General features: G+C 48.9%; 4 protein-coding genes. 3 read left to right on the forward strand and 1 reads right to left on the reverse strand.

What is annotated here, in order from left to right:
- The coding region (locus RMO52_RS24235) for an ATP-binding protein (protein ID WP_310419505.1) at window positions 1-1,130 on the reverse strand (1,130 nt) is incomplete at its 3' end.
- Between the two features lie 749 nt (window positions 1,131-1,879).
- On the opposite strand from RMO52_RS24235, the gene RMO52_RS24240 reads away from it, so the two are divergent.
- The 3 genes from RMO52_RS24240 to RMO52_RS24250 all read left to right on the forward strand — a co-directional run.
- Window positions 1,880-3,010 (forward strand): hypothetical protein, encoded by a 1,131-nt coding sequence (locus RMO52_RS24240; protein WP_310419508.1) that lies wholly within the window; start codon window positions 1,880-1,882, stop codon window positions 3,008-3,010.
- A 95-nt stretch (window positions 3,011-3,105) separates the two neighbouring features.
- The gene (locus RMO52_RS24245) at window positions 3,106-3,687 is read left to right on the forward strand and encodes a hypothetical protein (RefSeq protein ID WP_309737887.1); all 582 of its coding nucleotides are present in this window, start codon (window positions 3,106-3,108) and stop codon (window positions 3,685-3,687) included.
- A gap of 75 nt (window positions 3,688-3,762) precedes the next feature.
- On the forward strand, window positions 3,763-4,377 hold a 615-nt coding region (locus tag RMO52_RS24250; RefSeq protein ID WP_310419511.1), incomplete at its 3' end, for a hypothetical protein.

Genomic DNA, 4,377 nt, shown 5'->3' on the forward strand with positions numbered 1-4,377 from the left:
GGCTGGTCTTCATTTTCTGGCTCGTCCTCGTCTTCGTTCTCCTCCTCCTGCTCGTCTTGTTCCTGCTCGGATTGGTCTTGGGGTTGTTGCGGTGGTGGGGGTGGTGGGGGTGGGTTATTTTCGTCAGGTGGGGTTTGAATGACGGTAGCGCGGGGGACGATGACTAGTTCTACCGCTCGGCGCAAGTCTTCAGCATTAACATTCGTCCGTCCTTCGAGAGCGGCGGCGGCTTTAGCCACCCGCACGGCAAATAATTCAGCGCGGTGTCCCATGACGCCGCCACGGAGGGCTTCAGTAACTAGATAGGTGATTTGCTCTTGAGTAATCTGGACATCTTTGAGCCATTCCCGCGCTAGCAAGATTTGAGTCTTGATATTGTCGATTTCTTCGGTATATTGGGCGAGGAAAGTCTGGGGCGAAGCACTGTAAGAGATCGCTTGTCCGACAGCTTGCACCCGTTGGTCGATTTCCAGTACGCCATCAGCCGAAAGCGAGATGGCAATCCGATCGAGCAGATGCTCTCTGAGGGCACCTTCATCGGGATTGTAGGTGGCAATCAGCAGCGGTTTACATGGATGTTGAAAGCTAATTCCTTCGCGCTCGATCTGATTGCGACCATCGGTGAGAACACTCAGGAGCAAATTGGCAATTTGGTCGTCGAGGAGATTGATTTCATCGATGTACAACACGCCCCGATGCGCTTGTGCCAGCAATCCCGGCTGAAATACCGATGCGCCCTCCTGCACGGATTTATCCAAATCGACCGAACCCAGCAGGCGATCTTCGGTGACACCCAAGGGAATCTGAACGAAAGGAGCGGGAACTATCGCTGTGGGTAATTCGACATCAGGATCGATCGCCTGTAGTTCTAATAATCGATCGTCCCATTCACTCGGAACTTTAGGATCGCAATTACTGACGCCACCGACGACGATTTCGATCGGCGGAAATAATGAGTGAATCGCCCGTGCCATCACTGATTTAGCCGTACCGCGACCGCCGGCGATCGCAATCCCTCCCAAACTTGGATCGACAGCAGTCAGTAGTAATGCTAATTTGATCGCTTCTTGCCCTACTACCGCAGTGAGGGGAAAAGCATTCATATTCGAGGTGGTAGTCGCTGTCGGCATTGTGCTGGGGAAAAAATCTGCTCTTTCAATTAATTATCTCACATTAGCCACTAGCCACCGACCGAGTGCCACCGCAATCTAGACCAAAGGTATATTATTTCTAACGGCAATGTTCATTTCAACGCATATATGGGCACAATTTAAATAATTAGTTCATTTTTTATGAACTTGTGGCAGCAACTAATGTCGGATCGTGCCTTATCACCGAACATCAAATTTTACAACTATCTAATGGCTATAATTTCCAGGTTGGCACTGGCGATCGCCGTTCCAATTAGTTTAGTAAAAATTTTGTCCGGTGGCCGATAAGTATTTGTGCTGAAGTAGGTAAACGACCCAATCGGTAAGCGATACATTGCGACTGTTTGAGTCAGGCGATCGCCCGTCTATTTCTGCTCAAAGGCGGATAGACAATGGCTCGTAAGCTCGATATATTGTTGCCTAAATCGAGCATCGATGAAAGAAGAACGATCGATTAATCGATCGCAATCGAGAGTCGCGAGCGCACGATTGACTAGATCTTGTCAATCCGAAATAACAAAAGTATACTCGGAATATATCGCAAGCGAGTAAGATGGCTGAAAGTATTTAACATGCTCATGTTACTATCTAGTAAAATATAGAAGACATACTTAGAGTCAAATTTATGTCAGCATTTGAGCTGACACTTTTAATAGAGATGTTGCCATCTCCAAGTCAGTCACACAATATTTACGCGTCAGATCGTTAAAATTTGGGAAACTTCCAGTATGAAGAAATTAATGTGGTATGTCAGTTGTTGTCTAATGCCCCTTGTCGGTGCATCAGCCGCTCATGCTAGGCCCGATATCAAACACAGCGCCAAAGCCATCACTGGTGATGCAGCTAGTTTGGGTAAACTATCAACTACAGATTACCACTCGGAGCTAAAAGCTACTCCAATGGTTGCTAGCGATATTCTCGCTCAATCGCCACCCCCACCCCCCACGCCCACAGAAGTACCCAGCGCACCTGCTGGAGGCACGAGTCCCAGCGCACCGCCAGCGCCGATCCCCGGTACGCCACCAACAACGCCTGCCAATCCCAGCGATAGCAAAGACATCCAAAATCAGCTAGACACGATTAAAAATAATCAGAATCAGCAAGCTGATGCAAATGATTATAATCCCAAGAGTTCTCCCGCTTTTGCGATCTTCAATCCCGTAGGGTTTGGTGCCGATCGTAACTTGGTGTTCTTCTCCGTTGACTATCAATCTCGCACTAGATATACCAATACTTCAGACGGTGCAGCCGGACTAGGTATCGGTCTAGGCGACGCTCGTGAATCAGTCGGGGTCGAGTTATCCTATAGTATCAATAGCTTTGGTTCCAGTGCTGCATTTGGTAGTGGTGCATTCAATGCCAAAGTTCACAAACGGATTGCGGAAGATACTGCTGTCGCCATCGGTTGGAACCAATTTGCCAAGGTTCAGTTTGGTGCTGGTAACAATAGCAACAGCGTCTCAGACTATCCCAATAATTCCTACTATGCAGTTGCTACCAAGATCCTCCGCACGCGTGAGGACATCAACGACCCATTCAGTCGTCTGGCTTTAACTGCTGGTGTTGGTAGTGGTGTATTTTTACCATTCGACGAGTTTGGTGGCCTCGATCGTAGCGGATTAAACGTGTTTGGTTCTGTCGGCGTCCGGATCGCTAGACCTGTTAGTGCCGTCGTAGAATGGACGGGACAAGATCTCGCTGCTGGCGTTTCGATCGCCCCATTCGAGAATTTCCCGCTCGTAATCACCCCATCTTTCCGGGATATTGCAGGAATTCCTGATTCCAGAAGTCAAAATCCTGCTAATCGTAGCGGTGGTGCTAGATTTGTATTGGGTGCTAGTGTATCTTTTAATTTCTAAAGCCGCTAGACTTTTGCCAGTCACTGGCAAAAGCCAGTCGTCTACCAATAGTCTCAATTACCCATAATTAACGTTCAAATTAAGGTTGGATATTCATGCTAAATCTTTCTAAATATCGCCACGCGATCGTCGGTTGTAGCGCTATCGCTACAGTAGCTTGCGTTGGATTACTACAGTCTGGTAGTGCGATCGCTCAAACAGCTACTAATAATAGTAATAGTAGCGGTAGTAACGTTACCACTATCCCCAGCGTCAGCGTTGGTAGTAGTAATAGTGGCGGAAGCACTCCCGGCGGTGGCGCTAGTGCAGCGATTAGCGGTCAGGCTGGAACCATTTCGTCCAGAGTCAGTGTCGCTCAAGCTAGCTATGATACTGCGGTGTCTAACCTCTCAGCCGCCGAAGCAGCTCAACCTGTAGCTGCCGCAGATACAACCCCCGTCCGCTATGCGGTAGATAAAGGTGTTGCGGATCTTGCAGCTTGTGGTTGTCCCAATGCCGATGTTACTGCCAGTGCGCCTAGTACTGCTCCACGCCCAGAAGTAGTAGCTGCTAAAGCTGCTGAAGCTGATGCCGCAGCAGAACTCGCCGCTGCTCAAGCCGAAGCGCGTCAGTTTATTGAATCAGTCAAGAGTGGTGCTACTGCAACCAACTCGGTAGCTACCAGCCAACTTTGGTAGAGAGCTGCTCTAAAATCTGAGACAGTATCCCGTCAATAGATAGCCTGTTGAAGGCAAGAGCGATAGAGACCACTCTTGCCTCGCGGCTCACTCTCGATAATTGCGACCATCCATCCATCGATCGCCAAGTCAGGCTTGAATATCATGACCCAACTAGCTAAATTCCGTCAATTCGCGATCGGCTGCGGCGCGATTGCCACAGCAGCATTCGGTAGCTTCATTCCCTCTGCCAGTGCTGACGAACAATTCAATAACAATACCGTCCAATTCGATCGCGATACCATCATTGAATTTGCGTTTGTCAAATCAAACAACTCTGCTCAGTCTACCTTTGGCGTACTCAATCTAGCCACTGGCGAGAAAACTCCCCTAATTTCGGAAGCCCGCGCTCAAGACAAACCAGGCAAAAACCGGGTCGGTACTGCTGGTAAAGCAGTTAGAAAACCGTTTGCCGAATTTACCTTCAAGTCGGGGACTCCTTACACACTTTATCTAGAGTCAACTCAAAAAGGTAAAGGTGCTACTACTGTCTACTCCGTACCAGAGCGAAATGGTGGCGCACAGCTAGCAAAATTCGAGAATGATGCTACCTCCTTGGGTACTCAAGGCGTGCGGATTGGTTGGAATGATGGCATCTCCAGTCAAGGCGGTGACTTCAACCAGTTCTTAGTGATTGCTGGTGGTGGCATC

The organism is Chamaesiphon sp. OTE_8_metabat_110 (assembly GCF_031382685.1).
GTDB lineage: Bacteria > Cyanobacteriota > Cyanobacteriia > Cyanobacteriales > Chamaesiphonaceae > Chamaesiphon.

What these genes read in the sequence shown, in the direction of transcription:
- RMO52_RS24240 (WP_310419508.1), top strand. Translation starts at nt 1,880, where the DNA reads ATGAAGAAATTAATGTGGTATGTCAGTTGTTGTCTAATGCCCCTTGTC.
- RMO52_RS24245 (WP_309737887.1), top strand. Translation starts at nt 3,106, where the DNA reads ATGCTAAATCTTTCTAAATATCGCCACGCGATCGTCGGTTGTAGCGCT.